A 20,536-nucleotide genomic window follows, 5' to 3' on the forward strand; every position below is an offset into this window, starting at 1 on the left:
GGACGGGAACCCAAAAAGTAGAAGGCATGTACACATCCGCATCAACAAAAAAGGGCTGCCTAAAGGCGCCCTTTTGTTACGACTAACATTCAAAGATTGCAAATCCATTGCCTTTTAGCTGGACAATATCGTTTGCTGGCTCTATTACTTCATCCGTCCAAAGGTTTTTAACACTTTTTCCAGAAAGCCCATTAGGCAAAGTATATTCCACCGATTGGCTGCTAGTATTAAGAATAACCAATATCGTTTTATCACCATCTGATTTCGTATAGGCCAGGCATTTGTCGTGGTGTTCAGGATTAACAAAGGAAAGTTCACCGGCATTTCTTAGTAAAGGATGATCCTGACGCAGTTGGATTAATTTTTGAATATGGTTGAATAAATCAGTATTTTGATTCTCTTTATCCCATTCCATACATTTCCTGCAGCCAGGATCCTGAGTGCCGGTCATTCCGATTTCATCTCCATAATAAATACATGGAGTTCCGATAAACGTAAGCATAAGAGTGAACACTTGCTTAACTCGGTCGATATCCTCCTCGCATTCTGTTAAGATCCTAGGAGTATCGTGACTGCCAACTAGATTAAATGCCGCTTCGTTAATATTCCTAGTGTACATATGAATGACGCCTGTCATGCTTTCAATAAATTCCCTCGGACTAATGCTTTGCTTTGCGAATAGGTTAAGGATATTAGTCGTGAAAGGATAATTCATAACTGCGTCAAATTGGTCTCCCCGCAGCCATGCAATAGAGTCATGCCAAATCTCCCCTAAGATATAGAGGTCAGGTTTGATTGCTTTTACTTCCTTACGAAATTCTCTCCAAAAGGCATGGTCGACCTCATTCGCAACATCAAGCCTCCAGCCGTCAATATCAAACTCTCTTACCCAATAACGCCCTGTCTCTAATAAATATTCCTTTACCTCAGGATTTTCAGTATTAAGCTTCGGCATAAAGGGGGTGAAGGCAAATGTATCATAGTTCGGAAGCGGCTCAGTGATAATAGGAAACTCATGGATATGGAACCAATCCTTATATAACGAATCTTCCCCTTTTTCCAAGACATCTTGAAATGGAGGGAAGTAAAATCCACTATGGTTGAATACGGCGTCCAGCATTACTTTTATGCCATTTTCATGACATACTTTCACTAGATCTTTTAAAGTTTCCTTTGTTCCAAACTGTGGATCAATTTCCATGTAGTCAATACTATCGTATTTATGATTGGAAAACGCCTTAAAAATCGGTGTAAAATAAATCCCGCTAATTCCGAGTTCTTTTAAGTAAGGTATATTTTGAATAACCCCCTCTAAATCTCCTCCAAAGAAGTTCGTGGGTGTTGGTTCTTCACTTCCCCAAGCTAGCACATCTTCAGGGTCATGACTTTTATTGCCATTTGCGAATCTTTCAGGGAATATCTGATACCAGACAGTATCTTTTACCCAAGAAGGTGCTTTGAAAATATCAGCATTGTTCATATAAGGAAAACAGAAGTAATATCCAGTATCATCTAATGGAGGCTCTGAATAAAAACCTTTCTCCGTAAAGCAAACTGTTTCGGTCCCGTCATCCAAAATGAATCCATAGCGAAGTCGTCTGAATGGAGGATTCAAGCTTACAACCCAAAAATCAAACAATTGATCTGAACCGCTTTTCTTTAAAGGAGTAGTGGTTGTTTGCCATTGCTTGTCTTCCCAGTTATAGGGATCACCATGGATCAAAGTGACCTTTTTAAGGTCATTCTTTTTTGTGCGTATAGTAATATTTAGTTCACCGCTTGTGCAAACGTATGCATAATTATCTTTCGGCCTATGATAAATGGCTTCTTTAAACACGTAAGACAACTCCTTTATTATTCTATTAGTTTAAGGTTAATGTACCCAAAAAACCTTGTCAATACCATATATTTTAAGGATTAACTTTTCATGGATGTATTAAGTGATATGAAAGTACTGTCAGATACTTTTTTAAAAAAAGTGTTGTAAAAAATAAAAATGGCCTTATAATGAGAATATGTTGCGCAAACGTTTTCGCAAATGAAAGCGCTGACCAGTGTTTGTGCAATGTAAAAAAATCATCCCTAACAATTTACAGGAGGAGAAAAAATGAAAAAAGCACTTTCGATTTTCATGATGGTTATTTTAGTGTTAGGCGTTCTTTCAGCTTGTGGACCAAAAAGAGAAACTACAAGTACGAATGACACTGACAAAAAGGAAGAAGCAGCAAAACCAGAAAAACTGGTAGTTTGGGAAGATAAAGATAAATCAGGCTGGCTGGAAAAGGTAGCAGCAGATTTTGAAAAAGAATATGGAATTAAAATTGAGTATAAAGAAGTTGAAATGGCATCTAAACTACGCGACCAGCTTCGTCTTGATGGACCAGCTGGGACAGGCCCGGATATTGTAACATTACCGCATGATCAGATTGGTCAGGTTGTTACAGAAGGACTTATTGCAGAGCTTAAATTAGATAAAGAAGTGACGAAAAAATTCTCACAATCATCGATTGATGCACAAACTTATGACGGAAAAGTATACGGACTACCTAAGTCTTCAGAAACACCAGTATTAATCTACAATAAAGATTTAATGGCTGAGGCTCCAAAGACTATGGACGAGCTTTACACTTTCTCAAAAGATTTCACAAAGGGTGAAAATTTCGGTTTCTTAGCGCTTTGGGATAACTTCTATTTCGCACACGGTATCATCGGCGGTATGGGAGGTTATGTTTTCAATAATAATAATGGAACACTTGATCCAGAGGACATCGGATTAAATAACAAAGGTGCAGTTGAAGGTACTGAATACATTCAAAAGTGGTATACAGAAGGCTTGTTCCCTAATGGTATCATCGGTGAAAATGGCGGTTCTGCAATGGATGGACTTTTCACAGAAGGTAAAGTGGCAGCAGTTATGAACGGACCATGGTCATTCCAGCCATACAAAGATGCCGGTATTAATATTGGTGTTGCAGCTCTTCCAACTCTTCCAAATGGAGACCATGTAAAAACGTTTATGGGTGTTAAAGGATGGCATGTATCAGCTTACTCTAAAAATCAAGAATGGGCTGTTAAATTCCTAGAGTTTATCACAAATGATGAAAATGCTAAATATCGCTTCGAACAAACAGCTGAAGTTCCAACAAATGTAGCGTTACTTGAAGATTCAGCTTTTACGGAAAATGAAGGAGCAAAAGCGGTTGCTGAACAATCTCAATATGCTCTTCCAATGCCAAACATTCCAGAAATGGGTCAAGTTTGGGATCCAATGGCAAAATCTTTACAAACAGTTGTGACAGGTAAGACAGAACCAAAAGCAGCGCTTGATTCTGCAGTTGAGCAGATTAAAGCGAATATCGCAGCAACTAAATAATAACAAAATCTCAGCAGCAGTACCTCGGATATCTGAGGTACTGCTGAAAATAGAATAATAGTTTTGCTGCTTTCTGAAGGAAAAAATGAACTTTTCCTTGATAAAGCACTAAAGCTTACAAATTGACATTAGAAAGGGGAGTTTAGGATGTCTAAAGATTTATCCTATTCAACCAGTCACAGCAAGAAAGCATTGATTCTTTCCATAATCCCTGGGTTAGGTCAGCTATATAACAAACAGTTTTTAAAGGGAGCCTTCTTTCTCATTATGACAGCCGCTTTTTTCTATGTTTTCTATGATTTGTTAAACATAGGATTATGGGGAGTTGTTACTTTAGGGGAAATTCCATTTACAGATCATTCTATTTTTCTGCTAGTCTACGGAATTTTAGCACTTATTGTTTTGGTCTTTGGTATTGGTTTTTACTTATTTAACCTGCGTGATGCCTACAAAGTAGGGGGAAGTCGAGACAAACATGAACCTATTAGTACAGTAAAAGAACAATATAGAAATCTAATTGACAATGGTTTTCCCTATTTAATCATGTCTCCTGGATTTTTATTGCTCGTTTTTGTTGTTGTTTTTCCCATTCTGTTTGTATTATTACTAGCATTCACAAATTACGACATGTATCACTCTCCTCCAGCTAAACTAGTAGACTGGGTATTCTTTAAAAACTTTGTCGATATCTTTAAGGTAGATATGTGGCGTCAAACCTTCTTCTCTGTTTTATCATGGACTTTGGTTTGGACTTTTGTTGCTACTACCTTCCAAGTAGCATTGGGGATATTCCTAGCCATTATTGTGAATCAAAAGGATTTGAAAGGAAAAGCCATTATACGTACTGTCTTTATTCTTCCTTGGGCAGTACCGGCATTCGTGTCTATCCTAGTTTTCGCAGGAATGTTCAATGAATCATTTGGTGCTATTAATAGAGACATTCTAGGTTTCTTCGGGATAGAAGGTTTCCCATGGATGACAGAGCCGATTTTCACAAGAATAGCTCTAATCCTTATGCAGACATGGCTTGGCTTCCCATTCATTTTCGCAATGACAACAGGTGTCCTGCAGTCTATTTCACAGGATCTTTATGAAGCCGCAACGGTTGATGGTGCGTCCAATATTCAAAAGTTTAAAAACATTACATTACCACTAGTGTTGTATGCAATCGCACCGGTTTTAATCACTCAGTATACGTTCAATTTTAACAATTTTAATATCATTTATTTATTTAATGGCGGAGGGCCGGCAATCACTGGCCAAAATGCCGGCGGAACAGATATCTTAATTTCTTGGATTTACCGCCTGACTATGACATCAGCGCAATACTCGAAGGCAGCAACCTTAACCATGCTGTTATCGGTTATTGTTATAACGGTTGCCATCTGGCAGTTTAAACGAACAAAATCATTCCAAGAAGAGGATATGATGTAGTATGAAAAAACAAAACTTTGTAAGACTCACCCTTACGTATCTCGTTGTCCTGATCATGTTTGTTATTATCCTATATCCGCTCGCATGGATTATCGGTTCATCATTTAATCCTGGTCAAAGCTTATCTGGATCAAGTATCATCCCGGAGAATGCGACATTAGCACACTACAAAGAGCTTTTTGATACCAGTAAGAGTAATTATGTCTTTTGGTATATGAATTCACTGAAGGTTAGTATCTTAACCATGCTTTTCACAGTGATTTTAGTAAGCTTAACAGCATACTCATTCTCAAGGTATCGATTTGTAGGCCGTAAAAATGGGTTGATGACGTTTTTAATTCTGCAAATGATACCAAACTTTGCCGCTTTAATAGCCATTTATATTCTGGCTACTTTAACACATTTAATCGATACGCATTTAGGTTTAATTCTTGTATATGTCGGAGGTCAAATACCGATGAACACTTGGTTAATGAAGGGGTATTTAGATACAATTCCCAAGGAACTTGATGAATCAGCCAAAATTGACGGTGCTGGACATTTACGAATCTTCTTCCAAATTGTCATGCCGCTTGCGACACCTATTCTCGCGGTAGTAGCGCTGTTCTCCTTTATTGCACCATTTGCGGATTTCATTATCGCGAGTATTTTACTGAGAACAGAAGAAAATTATACCCTTGCAGTGGGTCTTTATGATCTGGTTGCAAAACAGTTCGGTGCGGAATTTACTACATTTGCAGCAGGTGCAGTATTAATTGCTGTTCCAATAGCGATACTATTCTTATCTTTCCAACGCTTCTTTGTGTCTGGATTAACAGCCGGTGGTACAAAAGGCTAGGTAATGAGGTAGAAAATATTTTTCCTCACCTTTATAATGAATTCAAAAACCCTTTGAGAGTGGTGCAGGAAATGGCAGTAACAATAAAGGATGTGGCAGTACTCGCAAATGTTGCTCCTTCTACGGTTTCAAGAGTGATCGCAGACAGCCCTAGGATCAGTGAAGAAACCAAGCAAAAGGTAAAAAAAGCAATGGAGCAGCTGGGCTACCATCCAAATTTTAATGCAAGAAATCTAGCAAGCCAATCCACTAAGGTTTTGGGTCTCGTTATGCCGAGTTCCAAGGACGTCGGATTTCAAAATCCCTTCTTCCCAACGGTTTTGCAGGGAATTAGTGAAGGGGCACAAGAAAAAAATTATGCCTTGCAAATGTCAACAGGCAAGACAGAACAGGAAGTTCTTAATGCTGTAATTCAAATGGTGCAAGGAAAAAGAGTGGATGGAGTTATACTTCTTTATTCTAATGTTGATGATCAGGTTATAACCTATTTAAAGGAACAGAGATTTCCCTTTGTTTTGATTGGGAAGCCTTATATAGATATGGAGGAAATTACTCATGTTGATAATGATAATGTTCGGGCTGCAAAAGAGGCGACTGAATACTTAATTAGTTATGGACATGAGAAAATAGGCTTTATCGGCGGCAGTCCGGAGCTTATGGTCACAGTCGATCGTGTAACGGGGTATAAACAAGCTTTGCAAAATGCGGGTTTAACCATCAGGAATGATTATACGATTCATGAGGAGTTTCTAAGAGAAGGCGGTCAAGGGGCTGTCCGTGAATTAATGGCACTTGAGCACCCGCCAACAGCACTAGTTGTGGCAGATGACTTTATGACTTTGGGTGTCCTCAATACACTAGATGAACTAGGAATTAGTGTTCCGGAGGACATATCTATTGTAAGTTTTAATAATGTGCTGCTTGCAGAATTGGCAAGGCCGCCATTAACCTCAGTGGATATCAATATATTTGAACTAGGCTATCAGGCATCGAAAAACTTAATTGTTATGGTTGAAAATAATAATGAACCTACTAAACGCTTAATCATTTCTCATAAAATTATTGAACGTTTATCATGCACAAAGCCAAATCCTCATAGAGGATTGGAAAGGAATTAAACATGAAAAAGATATGGTGGAAAGAAGCAGTCGCCTATCAAATTTATCCCCGCAGCTTTATGGATTCTAATGGGGATGGAATAGGTGATATTCAAGGAATTATTTCAAAGTTAGATTATATAAAAGAGTTAGGAATTGATGTCATATGGATTTGTCCAATGTATCAATCGCCAAATGATGATAATGGTTATGACATAAGTGATTATCAGGAAGTGATGCGCGAATTTGGAACAATGGCTGATTTTGACCAGCTATTGCATGAGACGCACCAACGCGGCATGAAATTGATCTTAGATTTGGTTATAAATCATACAAGCGATGAACACCCGTGGTTTATTGAATCTCGCTCTTCAAAAGAAAGTCCTAAGCGAGACTGGTATATCTGGAAAGATGCTAAAAAAGGTCAAGAGCCGAATAATTGGGAAAGTATTTTTGGCGGTTCTGCTTGGAAATATGATGAACAAACTGACCAATACTTTTTACATCTATTTTCTAAAAAGCAGCCAGACCTCAATTGGGAAAATAAAGAGGTTAGACAATCGCTCTATGACATGGTCAATTGGTGGCTGGATAAAGGGATTGATGGGTTTCGTGTCGATGCCATCAGCCATATTAAAAAAGAACCTGGTCTAGAGGATATGCCCAATCCAATTGGATTAAAGTATGTTCCTTGTTTCGATAAGATGATGAATGTTGATGGTATTCATCCATTTTTAGAAGAGTTGAAGGAAGAGACTTTCGCAAAGTATGACATCATGACGGTAGGCGAAGCCAATGGAGTAACGGTTGATGATGAAGCGGATGTGGAGCAGTGGGTCGGTGAAAAACAAGGAAAGTTCAATATGGTCTTTCAATTTGAGCACCTAAATCTTTGGGACGCCGAAGTGAAAAAGGACCTGGATATTATTGAGTTAAAAGACGTGTTATCTCGCTGGCAAAAAGGGCTTGAGGGTAAAGGCTGGAATGCGTTATTTATTGAAAATCATGACAAGGCACGTGTGGTTTCAACCTGGGGAAATGACCAAGAATACTGGCGCGAAAGTGCAACTGCTTTTGCTGCTATATACTTCTTAATGCAGGGTACACCGTTCATTTATCAAGGACAGGAAATTGGCATGACGAATGTTCAATTTGACTCTATTGATGATTATGATGATGTTTCAGCCAAAAATATGTACCGTTTGAAAAGAGAAGAAGGTGTGTCCCACGGAGAAATTATGGAAGTCATTTGGGCTTCGGGCCGGGATAATTCACGTACACCAATGCAGTGGTCAGATGAAATAAATGCTGGTTTCACTACGGGAAACCCATGGATGAAAGTCAACCCAAATTATTCTGATATTAATGTTGAAGCTCAGAAAAAAGATGAGACCTCGATACTGAATTTTTACAAAAAGATGATTCAGTTAAAAAAGAATAATGAAGTGTTTACGTATGGCATCTATGATTTGCTGTTAGAAAAGGACCCTCAGATTTTCGCCTATACGAGGACGTTAAATCAGGAAAAAGTATTAGTAATAGCAAATCTTTCTGTAAAACCTGCTAAGGTTAAAGATGTTACCGTGGATCTGCAAAGTCTGATTTTAAGTAATTATGATGTGAATGAGCAAGAAGCGGTTCTTCACTTACAACCATATGAGGCAAGAGTATATCGCATTAAATAAACAAAGGACGATTTCAATTTTGAAATCGTCCTTTGTATTTTCAGTCTTAAAGAGAGATCATTACAGGATGAGAGCCCGAAACCTTATAAAAAGGTCAGAAGCGGTCACTCATAAGGGTGATGAGAGCCAGAATCTTAATAAAAAGGTCAGAAGCGGTTACTCATAAGGGTGATGAGAGCCCGAAACTTTATAAAAAGTGCACAAGCGGTCACTCATAAGGATGCTGAGAGCCTATAACCTTATAAAAAATGCAGAAGCGGTCACTCATAAGCGTGATGAGAACCAGTAATCTATTATCGCATTAAGGATTCTTAAATAGTTTCTATCCCAATTCCATGCGTCTATAGACGCCCGGTGCAACACCGTACTTTTTATAAAATACTCTATGAAAATAAGGATAGGTGCCAAAGCCGCAGTCCTCAGCAATTTGCTCCAGCGTCAAGGATGTGTATTTCATTCGATCAATAGCCGAGGCTAACCGAATTTCGAGAGCGTATTCAATGATGGTCTTTCCAACCGTACTTTTAAAAAGATGAACAGTACGCGAAACGCTAAGTCCAGCATGCTGTGCAACATCCTCTAATTTAAATGCCTGGGTTGCGTGTTCCTCAATGTAACGCATCATTACTGTCACCGAATATGGCCGATTGAATGACGGAGCGGTCTCATTAACAGCCCGTTCTAAAAATAAACAAAGTGCTCGAAGCAAATAGGTGGTAAGCTCTTCGTCTTGATTGGATGCTGGCCGGCGTTTCTCCATTATTATTTGACGCCATAGCGAAAGTAACTTTTCATCGATATGGATTCTGGAAACATTTTGTTTTGTACTTCGTTTCCACCATTCATTCACCCAATCTCCTTCACAAACTAGGTGATAATCCCCGCTGATTTGCCCATCCTTGACGAGCAGCTCATAGTGATCCCCAGGCTGGATTAACAGAAGATCCCCTTTTTCAAGGTTCATTTTCCTTCCCTTTACCACTACTTCACAGAGACCTTCTGTCTGCAAACGTAATAAATAAGAGGGATATCCAGATTTATGCTGCGAGTGATATCCATTTGTATGATAAGAATAGCCGCAAAATAATATGTTGGTCATCAAAAATCCTCATAAAATAGCAAAATAGTAGATGTTTTCATTATATCATCTATGTTTATTTATTGTAAAACGCATTAATATGGTATCAAATCATTAATGTCATACAAAGGAGGGCTTACGTTGACAAACATACCAGTCGCTTTACAAATGTACACTTTGCGTGAAGAAAGTGAAAAGGATTTTGCTGGTACATTAAGAAAAGTGAAAGAGCTTGGTTTTGATGGTGTTGAATTTGCAGGTTTTGGAGGATTGCCCGTTCACGAGGTTAAGGCATTGATTGATGAAATCGGCCTTCAAGCAGTGGCGTGCCATATCCCTCTTGATGAATTAAAGAATAATCTCTATCTGGTTATCGAGGATTTAAAGACATTAAGCTGTCAATATGTGGTTTGTCCCTATTTAATGCCTGATTCTCGAAGTGAGGAAGATTATAAAGCACTTATTCCATTTTTAGACCATGCAGGTGAAATCTGCTGTAATGAAGGGATAACTCTTTGCTATCATAATCACGATTTTGAACTGATTAAGTTGTCCGACGGAAGAATGGCCCTTGAAAACATTTATGACAAAACACGTCCTGAGAATGTAAAAGCTGAATTGGATGTTTACTGGCTCACAAAAGCTGGAGAAAAGCCGGTTGACTGGATGGAACGCTATCAAAATCGAACTCCGCTGATCCACTTAAAAGATATGACCTTGGATGAAGAAGGATTTTTTGCAGAGCTTGGAACAGGCGGAGTGGATATTGAGTCAATTTTGGATTATGGAGAAAAGGCTGGTGTGCAGTGGTGGATTATTGAGCAGGATGTAAGCCGCCTTACACCATTAGAAAGTATCGAAATTAGTATCAACTACTTAAAACAAAAACTTATGAAAAGTATTTAATTGGAGGGATAAGAATGACTAAATTAAGAGTGGGTGTGATTGGATGCGGCAGTATTGCTATCCATCGTCATTTACCTGAATACCAAAGGAATAAAGATGTTGAAATAGTCGCTGTCTGTGATATCAACGGAGAACGTGCCCAAGCCACAGCTGAAAAGTATGGAGCTAAGGCTTTTACAAGCTATGAAGAGTTAGTCAGCAGCGGTTTAGCAGATGCAGTCAGCGTCTGTACACCAAATTATCTCCATGCACCCGTATCAATTGCTGCTTTAAATGCTGGACTTCATGTCCTTTGTGAAAAACCAATGGCAACTTCAAAACAAGAAGCAGAAGAGATGGTTGCTGCAGCAAAAGCCAATGGTAAAAAGCTGATGATTGCTCATAATCAGCGATTTGTACCATCCCATCAAAGAGCACATCAGTTAATTCAGAGCGGTGATATTGGAAAAATTTATAGCTTCCGTACCGCATTCGGACACGGAGGACCAGAAGGCTGGAGTATAGATGGTAAAGAAAGCTGGTTCTTTGAAAAAGAGAAAGCATTTGTTGGAGCTATGGGTGATCTAGGTGTCCACAAGACCGATTTACTTCGCTATGTGCTGGGTGAGGAAATAACAGAAGTAGGAGCTTTTGTTGAAACAAATGCAAAGGCTTTCGCAACGGTAGATGATAATGCTGTTTGTGTATTGAAAACTGAGAGTGGAATCATCGGAACACTTGCTGCCAGCTGGGCTTATAAGGGCAAGGAAGATAACTCAACGATTATTTATGGGGAAAAAGGAATCCTTCGTTTAGAGGACGACCCTGTAAATTCACTTGTCGTTCAATATGCTAACGGAGAAATAGTAAATTATCAGCTTGGCAAAATTCAGTCTAATGAGGCCGGAGGACAAAATAATTCTCGTGTCATTGATCAATTTGCTGCTGCTGTAATAGAGGGTCATGAGGTGCCTGTCACCGGTGAGGAAGGCATGAAATCATTGGAGGTTATTTTGGCAGCGTTAGAGTCCAATGAAACGAAGCAAATTGTAAGAGTAAGATAATATTGAGAGAGAGGTTAAAGTTATGAAACTAGGAGTTTTTACCGTTTTATTCGCAGAAAAGTCCTTTGAGGAAATGCTGGATACTGTCAAAGAAGCTGGACTTCATGCAGTGGAAATCGGTACAGGATGTTATCCGGGAAACAGCCATTGTGATTTGGATGGGTTATTAGAGAGTGAAGAAGCTCGTAATCTATACCTTCAACAAGTAGAGAGCCGTGGATTGACAATCAGTGCATTTAGTTGTCATGGTAACCCTATTTCTCCTGAAGAGGGCTTTGCTAAAAGCTCACATGAAACACTTTTAAAAACGATTAAGCTTGCTTCGTTATTAAATGTGCCTGTTGTTAACTGTTTTTCCGGTACCGCAGGAGACCATGAGGGTGCAAAATATCCAAATTGGCCAGTCACACCATGGCCGAACGAATATGGTGATGTGCTAAAGTGGCAGTGGGAAGAAAAGTTAATTCCTTACTGGAAAGAAGTCGGACAATATGCGCAGGAACACAACGTGAAAATTGGACTTGAGCTTCATGGTGGATTTTTAGTGCATACTCCATATACTCTATTAAAACTGCGTGAGCAGACATGTGACGCAATCGGAGCAAATTTAGATCCAAGCCACTTGTGGTGGCAGGGAATTGACCCAGTGGCTGCAATCAAAATATTAGCAAAAGAAAATGCCATTCACCATTTCCATGCGAAAGACACATACATTGACCAAGAAAATGTAAATATGTATGGACTAACAGATATGCAGCCTTACGGGGAAGTAAAAACGCGGGCATGGACATTCCGCTCAGTAGGCTGTGGACATGGTTTAAAAGATTGGTCAGACATGATGAGTGCGCTTCGTACATATGGCTATGATTATGTAGTCAGCATCGAGCATGAAGATCCAATCATGTCGATAGATGAAGGGTTTAAACGTGCCGTGACCAATTTGAAATCTATTTTAATTGAAGAGCCTGTTTCTCAAATGTGGTGGGTATAGGCTAAACAAAAACAGAAGGGACTTAGGGTCCCCTCTGTTTTTTTGTAGTTTATGAGTGACCGCTTTTGCTATTTTTATAAGATTACGGGTTCTCATCATACTTATGAGAGACAGCTTCTGCCCTTTTTAGCAGGTTACGGGCTCTCATCATTCTTATGAGTGTCGGCTTCTGCCCTTTTTAGCAGGTTACGGGCTCTCATCGCTCTTATGAGTGACCACTTCTTCACTTTTTATAAGTAAAGGGGCTCTCATCACTCTCTAAAAAATGAAAACAGAAGGGACTGCGCGTCCCTTCTGTTTTTTACTTCATTTGATTTAATTTATCACAGCTTTAGCAAACCGTTCCCACGGTTTGCTAAGCCAGCGTTTTAAGGCAAAACAGCCGCGCAGCCACTCATCGGCCCCTTGGGCAAGCCATATGCCTAAAAGTCCCAAACCAAAATGCACTCCTAGTAAGTAACTCAGGGATACAGCGACTCCCCACATGGAAATAATTCCAATTACCACTGGAAAACGAACATCTCCTGCGGATTTTAATGAGTTCATCAAGACGATATTCATTGCTCTTCCGGGCTCAACGAAGACAATGGCCCATAAAACCGGCAGACCCACCATAATAATGGAAGGGTCCTCTGTGAATACACTTAAGACAAAATCTCCTCCGAAGGCAATAATGAGTGATGCAAAGGTTGATGCAAACATAGCGATTTTTAGAGTACGAATACCCCGTTTTAAGGCGCGGTCATATTGTTTCCCGCCAATATAACGTGCTACCAAAAGCTGAGTTCCCTGAGCAATCGCAACGGTGAACAAAAAGCAAAGCATGCTGATATTTAAGATATATACTCTACCAGCCAATGAGGCGGTACCCATTGATACTACAAAGCTAGTAATAACCACTTGGGATAATTGGTAGGAGAGATTTTCCCCTGCTGACGGAATTCCAATATTGAGCAATTCTCGGATATCTTCTTTTTTTGCATTAAAAATATCCTTGATGACGATTTTTAAAGAAAGTCTGTTGTATAGTAAATACAATAGAGCACAAACCGCATAAGCCCGTGCTGCAAAGATGGCCCAGGATACACCCGTTACACCTGTAATTGGCAGCCCGAAGATTCCGGTAGTGGCAATGATATTCCCGCCAATACTGATTAAGTTCATAAAAATAGTAACCATCATTGATTCCTTTGTGTACCCATGACTGCGAAGAATTGCACTTAAAGCGAGAGAAAGTGATTCGAAAAAGAGTGAAAGTGCACATATACGTACAAAGGTAAGCCCGTAGTCAAAGACCGGACCATGAACATCATACAAACGAAGAAGCTGTTCTCCAAAAATAAAAACAATGATCGCAATACATACACCAAACCAGAAATTCAATCCGAATACGGAATAAGATAATTGCCTTGCACGCTGAAGTTTTCCAGCACCAAGGTTCTGACTGATTAAAACAGTTGCCCCAATAGAGGTGACGTTAAAAACTAAAATAAAGATATTTAACAGTTGGTTGGCAACCCCAACACCCGCTACTGCTTGGTCGGAGTATTGACTTAACATCAGTGTAGCCACAATCCCCATCCCCATATGAAGTGATAGTTCAATAAACAGCGGCCAAGTAATACTGAAAAGAGTCTGCTCTTGATAGTTATTTTTTTGTTCCTCCACGATATTCTCCAATCAGTTTTAATAAAATAATGTTTTATTTTACTACTTTAAGAGTGATATAGGAATAGAAACTTCAGGTTGATAAGTTTTTCCAAAAAAGGGAATCACATATGGAAAAATAATAAGATTGTTATCAAGCCTTGAATTTGCTATTTTTAAACTATAACAATACTAAAATGGGGGAAAAAATGAAACTGAAAAGAAGCTTATATAGGTTTTTGCTAATCCTCATTGTTGGTATATTTGTCCTTATACAAGTTATCGACTTTTTTAATCCGGAATTCTATCATTCTTTTGAAATAGTAAGTAATATCGTTTCTATTGTTACTTTCGCTGCCTTAGGATTCTTATTCTTCTTAATTAAAGAATTTGATAAGAAGGCAGATGAATATACTAAAGATCAGCAGAAAATGAAAAATATATTTGATACGCTGGATGTTGCCATTTGGTCACATGATTTAAAGACTGATACTCTTTTAATAACTCCTGGAATTGAAAAATTATACGGCCGTAAGCTTGAAAGTTTCTATGAAGATTCAAACCTTTGGAAAGAGGTTATTTATCCAGGGGATTTGTATGTATTAGAAGAGAGAGAAAAGAAATTAGCAGCGGGCGAAACAGTCACCAGCCACTATCGTATTATTCGTCCGGATGGCGAAGTCCGCTGGATTCAGGATAGAGGAATTCCTACCTTTGATTCAAAAGGAGATTTTGTTGATTTTAATAGTGTACTATTTGACATTACGGACCGGAAAGAAAGTGAAGGTCTTTATCAAAGCATAGTCGAAATGTCACCAGATATCATTGCTGTAGTACATGATGGCAGAATTGAATATATCAATGAGGCTGGCTGCAAATTAATTGGTGCCGAGAGCCAGGAGCAAGTGATTGGTCAATCGGCTAAGAATTATGTTCCTGCTCAAATTACAGACTTAATAAAAAGTAAAGTATTTTCACCTGATAAATCGGAAAAAGAGAGACATACTTTTGAATTCCAAGTTAGGCGAACAGATGGTGAAAGCATTGATGTTGAATTGGCAGCAAGGGCCATTCTATACGAAGGACGTTTTGCTATTCAGGTAGTGGGCAGAGATATTACCCAAAGGAAGAAATCAGAACAAACAATTAAATTCATGGCTTTCTACGATACGTTAACCATGTTACCCAACCGTAATCAATTTAGGAAACATCTTAATGAGATCCTGCACCGGCAAGAGCACAAAAAACACGCAGTGCTATTCTTAGATTTAGATCGATTTAAAATTATTAATGATACCAAAGGTCATTCTGTCGGTGATATCATTCTTCAAAAGGTTGCAGACCGGCTTGAGAAAGCAGTTCAAAATGAGGGGCTGGTATCTCGCCAGGGCGGGGATGAATTTATCATTGTCCTAGAAGATGTGAACAAGGAAAAGGCTTCCCAAGTGGCTAAACGAATTCTTAATGAATTTTCCTATCCTTTCGAAGTGAACAGTGAAGAATTTTTTGTCACTCCAAGTATCGGAATTAGTATCTATCCTATGGATGGAAGCGATGAAGAAACACTTATAAAGAATGCCGATACCGCCATGTACCAGGCAAAAGAACACGGGAAAAATAATTATCAATTCTATTCCAATAACCTTGATGGTATTTCAACTTGGAAAATGAAGTTAGAGAACTGGTTGCGAAGAGCGATGGAGCAAAACCAACTGACTCTCCACTATCAGCCTCAGCTAGATTTATGTACAGGAAATATTGTCGGGGTGGAGGCATTAATTCGTTGGAACCACCCTGAATATGGCTATATCGCGCCTTCTGAGTTTATTCCGCTTGCAGAAGAAACGGGTCTTATTGTGCCGCTGGGCAAATGGATATTAAGAGAGGCATGTGAACGGAGGAAGGCGTGGAAAGATGAAGGATATGAAGATTTTCCTATCGCAGTAAACGTTTCTGTCCGACAGTTTCAGGATGAGCATTTTATCCGTTTTATTACGGAAATGCTAGAGGAAGCAGGGCTTGAGGCAAATTATTTAGAACTGGAAATTACAGAAAGCCTTATGCAAAACCTTGAAAACTCCACCATTATTTTGAATCAATTAAAGGAGTTAGGTGTGCTATTATCAGTGGATGACTTTGGTACTGGATATTCCTCCTTAAGTTACTTGAAACACCTTCCCATTGATAAAATTAAGATTGATAAGTCTTTTGTTGATGACATAATCTATCATTCAAATCAAGGAATGATGGTGAAAACCATCATTGATATGGGGGTTAATTTAAAATTCACTGTTATTGCAGAGGGGATTGAAACAGAAGAGCAGGTTAAGTTCTTAACGCAAAATGCTTGTCAAATTGGTCAAGGATATTACTATAGTAAACCATTACCTGCGCACAAGCTGGAAGAATTTTTATTAAAAGGCAGTGTCCCTATATTTTAGGATTTGGGCCTCCTATAGGTGAAAAAGACCTTCGATGGAAGGTCTTTTAGTTTCCCCATTTCATGTGTACGGTTAAGGTACAGCAGGACATGGGACTGCTGGGATCAGGATGAGCTGTTAGTTCAAAGGTAACACCAGTTGGCGTATACTTCGTCTCCACAGGCACTTTTAGTCCGATCGTTTTAATTAACTTATCTACTTCTACTTTATTACCCTTCTGTGCAGCACTCATTAACTTAACGTCGAAACCTGGGTCGCCTAATCGGTCCAAAAGAATACTGCCTTGGTCCATTAATAACCGATAAGACTTAATGGACTTTGTAAATATATTTACATCCACCTGCGGGTATTGTCTAGCCATAGTCTGATTGTATGGGTAACCTGGATAAGCAGGGGGCTGTGGCTGCGGTGGATATGGATAGTGGTAATAGTACATTATAACGCTCCTTCCATTTAAAAAACACGGCAATATACCTTATGGGACTTTGACTAGATTGGTTACATAAGAAAACGTTTGGATTTTTGGAAACCCAAACGCTGAATCAATTAGTATATATCCACATCTCCGCTTGAAACAGAGATATTGATTTTACTTTTCCCAGAACCATGTATGCCCTTTAAGTTTTTATTATCAGTCTCAGTAGTGGTTAAAGGGAACTCGCTCGAGATATTTCCGCTGCTCACTTCCCCATCGAGAGTGAAATCCGCATTGTCAGGCAAATCAAGGTCCACATTCCCTGAGCTTAGGTCAATATCTATAGGATTATTTAATTTATCTATTTGGAGTGAAAGCTTTCCAGATGAAACTTCTGCATTAAAGGCACCGGTATAATGGTTAATCTCTAAATTTCCAGAGCTAAGGTCAAAAGTGCCTGTTTTTGTAACCAATGTGTCGATTGTAACCTTGCCAGAAGAACCATCATGGATAAATTCATTCACTTCTATATGATCCAAACTTACATTTCCAGAACCGATATCCAAAGAAAGTTCATCCAACTTCATTGATTCCCCAGAAAAATTTAAACTGCCTGAGCCAATCTGAATTTTCATATCAGCGTTATAATCTTCAGGAATATAGATATTAAGCTGCCTTTTTTCAGAGAAGGAGAACCAATTAAACATTTTCCTTTTCGTTTCAACTACTAATCTGCTGCCTGTTTCTTTCACAATGAGCGAGCCTTTCCCTGTTAAAATGGCTTCAACATCATCACGGTTTTCAGGAATAATCGTTGTTTTTACTCCTCCCACATTAATATCAATGGTTTCGATGTTATTTGATAGCGGTGCCCGCCCATCCTTACTGCCTCCAGCTGCAAAACCATCAAATTGGAATGACTGATTAAAAACAATATATAATCCAGTGATGATTAGTAGGAGTATCACAATTCTCTTCATATAAATCCCTGCCCTTCCATTCTTATAGATTAATCATAAAGGAATTCCCATTAAGCACCAATGAACTAGAGAATGAATTATCTCTAAGACTTGAGGCGTACGGATAATAACCATATTACCTAAGCTTTATCTTTTTCGATTATCGAAATATAATATATGTGATATTCTTTTAAATGGAGGTGTTGACAGTGGCATACAAAAAAATCAGCCCAAATGAACTTCAGGATAGAATTGCAGGAGAAGAAAAGGTAGTGGTTCTAGATGTTCGTGCTGAAGAAAAATATACTCATTTTCATATTGAGTCATCTCAAGTGGTGAGTTTTAATATACCGAAAACGGAAATATTTGAACTTAAAGATGGGGCAGAGCTTTCAGCATTACCGAAGGATAGAACAATTGTAGTTACCTGTACCACAGGAAATTCTGCAGAAAAGTGTGCTAAAATACTTGACGGTCTGGGCTATCAAGTTGAAGTTTTAGAAGGCGGCCTTACGGCTTGGAAAGAAACTAGAAAATAGCTTGGAGAGAAGCAATATGCTGCAGAAGTTAAATAAACAACTAGAAAAAGTAATGCCTTTAATCACTCCTTCGAGTGTTTTATTGGGTGTATTACTTTCTGTCTATATACAGGACTTTTCCTATTTAATCCCTTGGATATTTGCATTCATGACATTCGCTGGCAGTTTGAACTCTAATTTCAAATCATTATCAGATGTGGTAAGACATCCTCTGCCGATATTTGCTGCCATGATTTTATTACACATACTCATGCCAATTTGGGCATGGGGTGTCGGGCATATTACTTTCCAAGACGATATATTTACCATTACCGGTATTGTGTTAGGCATGGCCATTCCTACTGGTATAACGAGCTTTATTTGGGTTTCAATCTATAAAGGAAATATTCCATTAACCTTATCCATTATCTTAATTGATACACTGCTTTCACCGTTGATTGTTCCTTATTGTCTTTCATTACTAATCGGTGAAAAAATAGAAATGGACATTGTTGGAATCATGAAAGGCTTAGTTGGAATGATTGTACTGCCTTCAATTGTTGGAATGCTGCTAAATCAATTTTTAAAAGGCGATGTAACAAAAAAGTTGAGTACAACGCTGGCACCTTTTTCTAAAATCAGCATCGGAATTGTTGTCATGCTCAACGGTGCAGTTATAGCGCCTTATTTAAAGAATATTAATTTTAAGTTAATTAGTATCATACTTGTGGTATTTTTCATTGCAGCCACAGGTTATCTGTTTTCATTTTTCATTGGTAAATTAATTAGAAGTGATCGTGATACTATTGTATCCTTGACCTTCTCGGGTGGAATGAGAAATATAAGTGCAGGTGCTGTAATTGCTGTCACTTATTTTCCGCCGGCTGTGGCAGTTCCGGTAGTTGTTGGTATGCTGTTCCAGCAGATACTTGCTTCTTTTACAGGACATTTTTTAGCAAGATACTATAACAAGAGCACGATACTTATAGACCTAGAAGGCGCTAATAAAAGTAAAGGATTCTAACTAGCACCCAGTCATTTCATAACCGGCTCTCTTAAGGATACTTCATTCGAAGTGTCCTTTTTCGATTGTTAATCTTCGATTTTGGGGCAAAGTAAAGGAAGAAAAATTCATTGACATGAAACCAAATGGTTTTATATAATACAGAAAGTGAAACAAAATGGTTTTATATTAAAAGATGAAAGTAGGAGAAGCTCTTGCAAAATACATTACAAGATATTAAACAAAGTGTTGTCATTAACGCACCTATTCAAAAGGTATGGGATCAGGTATCAACTGCAGAAGGTATTGCAGCTTGGTTCATGCCGAATGACTTTAAGCCAGAAGTGGGCTATGAATTTCATATTCAATCTCCATTTGGACCTTCACCTTGTAAAGTGACTGAATTCAATCCTCCTAATACTCTTTCGTTTACTTGGGATACAGATGGATGGTTTTTATCATTTGTTTTAAAAGAGGTTGATGGCAAGACGGAATTTACTGTTATCCATGGCGGTTGGAAGCCAGCGGATGAAATTGTTGGAAAAGCTGGTGAGAAAGCTTCTGTCATTCGTGAGCGCATGGCTCATGGCTGGGCGGGTATTGTTGAAAAGCTTCGTCAGCTTTTGGAGAGCTAAGTGTCATCCTCTGCACAAAAGCATGATGTCTTTCAAGCAATCGCTGACCCAACCCGCAGAGAAGTATTAAGACTCCTCGCAGAAAAAGAGAGACCGATTTCAGAAATAACGGCACATTTTCCCATGAGCCGAACGGCCATTGCTAAACACCTTCAAGTCCTCTCGGAAGCTGAATTAGTCAGTGGACAGAAGGTAGGAAGAGAAAAAATCTACCGGCTGCATCCCGAGCCGTTAACCGAACTTAAACAATGGCTTTCCTTCTACGAAAAGTTCTGGGAAAACAAGCTTTCAATCCTTAAACATATCGTTGAAAACCCAAGCGATCATGCAATTGGGATCATAGAACGAGAAGACGACCGGCAAAAATAATTGCCGGTCTTTTTGCTGACTAAGAATCTATATCTTTCAAAGCCGTGATGGATGAAGGACAAAACGAATGGAGGAGATTGGAGATTTGTCCTTCATACCCATGA

The 20,536-nt window shown here is 38.8% G+C and carries 18 protein-coding genes; 13 read left to right on the plus strand and 5 right to left on the minus strand.

The genetic code is table 11. The features are described from left to right. Nucleotides 1-82: 82 nt before the first annotated feature. Nucleotides 83-1,837 carry an alpha-glycosidase gene (locus H0184_RS21430; protein ID WP_221828266.1) on the minus strand — a complete coding sequence of 585 codons (1,755 nt, stop codon included), beginning with the start codon at nt 1,835-1,837 and terminating at the stop codon, nt 83-85. Between the two features lie 270 nt (nt 1,838-2,107). On the opposite strand from H0184_RS21430, the gene H0184_RS21435 reads away from it, so the two are divergent. The 5 genes from H0184_RS21435 (at nt 2,108) to H0184_RS21455 (ending at nt 8,427) form a co-directional block, all read left to right on the plus strand. After that, nucleotides 2,108-3,373: an extracellular solute-binding protein gene (locus H0184_RS21435; RefSeq protein ID WP_221828267.1), complete on the plus strand. Its 1,266-nt coding sequence runs from the start codon at nt 2,108-2,110 to the stop codon at nt 3,371-3,373. A gap of 147 nt (nt 3,374-3,520) precedes the next feature. Continuing rightward, nucleotides 3,521-4,807, plus strand: coding sequence for a carbohydrate ABC transporter permease (locus tag H0184_RS21440; RefSeq protein WP_221828269.1), 1,287 nt, complete (start codon nt 3,521-3,523; stop codon nt 4,805-4,807). Between the two features lies 1 nt (nt 4,808). Further along, nucleotides 4,809-5,645 (plus strand): sugar ABC transporter permease, encoded by an 837-nt coding sequence (locus H0184_RS21445; RefSeq protein ID WP_221828271.1) that lies wholly within the window; start codon nt 4,809-4,811, stop codon nt 5,643-5,645. A gap of 71 nt (nt 5,646-5,716) precedes the next feature. Then, nucleotides 5,717-6,763, plus strand: a complete 1,047-nt coding sequence (locus H0184_RS21450) for a LacI family DNA-binding transcriptional regulator (protein ID WP_221828273.1) — start codon at nt 5,717-5,719, stop codon at nt 6,761-6,763. Between the two features lie 2 nt (nt 6,764-6,765). Further along, nucleotides 6,766-8,427, plus strand: coding sequence for a glycoside hydrolase family 13 protein (locus tag H0184_RS21455; RefSeq protein ID WP_221828275.1), 1,662 nt, complete (start codon nt 6,766-6,768; stop codon nt 8,425-8,427). A 322-nt stretch (nt 8,428-8,749) separates the two neighbouring features. Here the strand turns inward: H0184_RS21455 and H0184_RS21460 are convergent, their stop codons facing one another. Further along, a complete protein-coding gene (locus H0184_RS21460; RefSeq protein WP_396953613.1) occupies nt 8,750-9,526 on the minus strand; it encodes an AraC family transcriptional regulator in 777 nt (258 codons plus the stop codon). A 120-nt stretch (nt 9,527-9,646) separates the two neighbouring features. Here H0184_RS21460 and H0184_RS21465 point away from each other — a divergent pair, with 120 nt between their 5' ends. The 3 genes from H0184_RS21465 to H0184_RS21475 are packed head-to-tail and all read left to right on the plus strand — an operon-like array spanning nt 9,647 to nt 12,445. After that, nucleotides 9,647-10,411, plus strand: coding sequence for a sugar phosphate isomerase/epimerase family protein (locus tag H0184_RS21465; RefSeq protein WP_221828279.1), 765 nt, complete (start codon nt 9,647-9,649; stop codon nt 10,409-10,411). A 14-nt stretch (nt 10,412-10,425) separates the two neighbouring features. Beyond that, entirely contained in the window at nt 10,426-11,454 is a 1,029-nt protein-coding gene (locus H0184_RS21470; RefSeq protein ID WP_221828281.1) for a Gfo/Idh/MocA family protein, read from the plus strand. Nucleotides 11,455-11,476: 22 nt separating this feature from the next. After that, nucleotides 11,477-12,445 carry a sugar phosphate isomerase/epimerase family protein gene (locus H0184_RS21475; RefSeq protein ID WP_221828284.1) on the plus strand — a complete coding sequence of 323 codons (969 nt, stop codon included), beginning with the start codon at nt 11,477-11,479 and terminating at the stop codon, nt 12,443-12,445. A gap of 315 nt (nt 12,446-12,760) precedes the next feature. On the opposite strand, the gene H0184_RS21480 is transcribed toward H0184_RS21475, so the two are convergent. Then, nucleotides 12,761-14,113: an MATE family efflux transporter gene (locus H0184_RS21480; protein ID WP_221828286.1), complete on the minus strand. Its 1,353-nt coding sequence runs from the start codon at nt 14,111-14,113 to the stop codon at nt 12,761-12,763. A 188-nt stretch (nt 14,114-14,301) separates the two neighbouring features. Here H0184_RS21480 and H0184_RS21485 point away from each other — a divergent pair, with 188 nt between their 5' ends. Further along, entirely contained in the window at nt 14,302-16,533 is a 2,232-nt protein-coding gene (locus tag H0184_RS21485) for a sensor domain-containing protein (RefSeq protein WP_221828288.1), read from the plus strand. Nucleotides 16,534-16,579: 46 nt separating this feature from the next. Here H0184_RS21485 and H0184_RS21490 read toward each other — a convergent pair whose 3' ends face one another. Both H0184_RS21490 and liaG read right to left on the minus strand, forming a co-directional pair. Beyond that, on the minus strand, nt 16,580-16,969 hold the full coding sequence (locus H0184_RS21490) for a hypothetical protein (RefSeq protein WP_221828290.1): 390 nt from the start codon (nt 16,967-16,969) through the stop codon (nt 16,580-16,582). Nucleotides 16,970-17,079: 110 nt separating this feature from the next. Then, the gene (gene liaG, locus H0184_RS21495; protein WP_221828292.1) at nt 17,080-17,928 is read right to left on the minus strand and encodes a LiaG family protein; all 849 of its coding nucleotides are present in this window, start codon (nt 17,926-17,928) and stop codon (nt 17,080-17,082) included. A 188-nt stretch (nt 17,929-18,116) separates the two neighbouring features. Between liaG and H0184_RS21500 the strand changes: the two genes are divergently transcribed. The 4 genes from H0184_RS21500 (at nt 18,117) to H0184_RS21515 (ending at nt 20,432) form a co-directional block, all read left to right on the plus strand. Next, the gene (locus H0184_RS21500; protein WP_221828294.1) at nt 18,117-18,446 is read left to right on the plus strand and encodes a rhodanese-like domain-containing protein; all 330 of its coding nucleotides are present in this window, start codon (nt 18,117-18,119) and stop codon (nt 18,444-18,446) included. Nucleotides 18,447-18,462: 16 nt separating this feature from the next. Further along, nucleotides 18,463-19,449: a bile acid:sodium symporter family protein gene (locus H0184_RS21505; RefSeq protein WP_221828296.1), complete on the plus strand. Its 987-nt coding sequence runs from the start codon at nt 18,463-18,465 to the stop codon at nt 19,447-19,449. Nucleotides 19,450-19,643: 194 nt separating this feature from the next. Then, nucleotides 19,644-20,063, plus strand: coding sequence for an SRPBCC family protein (locus H0184_RS21510; protein WP_221828297.1), 420 nt, complete (start codon nt 19,644-19,646; stop codon nt 20,061-20,063). Continuing rightward, on the plus strand, nt 20,064-20,432 hold the full coding sequence (locus H0184_RS21515) for an ArsR/SmtB family transcription factor (protein ID WP_221828299.1): 369 nt from the start codon (nt 20,064-20,066) through the stop codon (nt 20,430-20,432). Nucleotides 20,433-20,536 lie beyond the last annotated feature (104 nt).

Origin of the sequence: Neobacillus niacini, from assembly GCF_019749295.1 — a bacterium.
In the GTDB taxonomy this organism is placed as follows: domain Bacteria; phylum Bacillota; class Bacilli; order Bacillales; family Cytobacillaceae; genus Neobacillus; species Neobacillus niacini_D.

Coding starts and splice junctions, on each gene's coding strand:
- H0184_RS21435 (WP_221828267.1), top strand. CDS start 2,108: ATGAAAAAAGCACTTTCGATTTTCATGATGGTTATTTTAGTGTTAGGC.
- H0184_RS21440 (WP_221828269.1), top strand. CDS start 3,521: ATGTCTAAAGATTTATCCTATTCAACCAGTCACAGCAAGAAAGCATTG.
- H0184_RS21445 (WP_221828271.1), top strand. CDS start 4,809: ATGAAAAAACAAAACTTTGTAAGACTCACCCTTACGTATCTCGTTGTC.
- H0184_RS21450 (WP_221828273.1), top strand. CDS start 5,717: ATGGCAGTAACAATAAAGGATGTGGCAGTACTCGCAAATGTTGCTCCT.
- H0184_RS21455 (WP_221828275.1), top strand. CDS start 6,766: ATGAAAAAGATATGGTGGAAAGAAGCAGTCGCCTATCAAATTTATCCC.
- H0184_RS21460 (WP_396953613.1), bottom strand. CDS start 9,526: ATGACCAACATATTATTTTGCGGCTATTCTTATCATACAAATGGATAT.
- H0184_RS21470 (WP_221828281.1), top strand. CDS start 10,426: ATGACTAAATTAAGAGTGGGTGTGATTGGATGCGGCAGTATTGCTATC.
- H0184_RS21475 (WP_221828284.1), top strand. CDS start 11,477: ATGAAACTAGGAGTTTTTACCGTTTTATTCGCAGAAAAGTCCTTTGAG.
- H0184_RS21485 (WP_221828288.1), top strand. CDS start 14,302: ATGAAACTGAAAAGAAGCTTATATAGGTTTTTGCTAATCCTCATTGTT.
- H0184_RS21490 (WP_221828290.1), bottom strand. CDS start 16,969: ATGTACTATTACCACTATCCATATCCACCGCAGCCACAGCCCCCTGCT.
- liaG (WP_221828292.1), bottom strand. CDS start 17,928: ATGAAGAGAATTGTGATACTCCTACTAATCATCACTGGATTATATATT.
- H0184_RS21505 (WP_221828296.1), top strand. CDS start 18,463: ATGCTGCAGAAGTTAAATAAACAACTAGAAAAAGTAATGCCTTTAATC.